Source organism: Arthrobacter agilis (genome assembly GCF_006494655.1).
In the GTDB taxonomy this organism is placed as follows: domain Bacteria; phylum Actinomycetota; class Actinomycetes; order Actinomycetales; family Micrococcaceae; genus Arthrobacter_D; species Arthrobacter_D agilis.
The window spans coordinates 1-323 of record NZ_VHIM01000032.1 but is presented as its reverse complement, the minus strand read 5'-3'; the positions used below and the strand labels follow the sequence as shown (position 1 = coordinate 323).

Sequence of the window (323 nt, the reverse complement as noted above, 5' to 3'; positions counted from 1 at the left end):
GCATCGGCGGCACCAGGCGCGAGTTCGACGCCGAGATCACCGAGCAGCACCCCGCCGAGCGTGGCGCGTGGCAGGGCACCGACGGCGGAGCCCACGCCGGCGTGGGGACCGTCGACCGTCTCGGCGAGAGCGCCACGCGGCCCATGGTGCAGGTCGACTGGCATCCCGAGACCTTCACGGAGAAGGTCGGGGCCGTGGTGAACGCCGCCACCGTCCAGGTGAAGGGCGACCTCAAGCGCTTCAAGGCCTTCATCGAGAAGAGCGGGGGCGAGAGCGGTGCATGGCGCGGAGACGTCGAGGCTCCCCCCACGGGTGGCACGTCC

The 323-nt window shown here is 72.1% G+C and carries 1 protein-coding gene; it reads left to right on the top strand.

Annotated elements, in window-relative coordinates; all coding sequences use genetic code 11:
- Positions 1–323, top strand: a 323-nt coding sequence (locus FJV46_RS15275; protein WP_439098361.1) for an SRPBCC family protein, incomplete at both ends; no start/stop codon positions are given.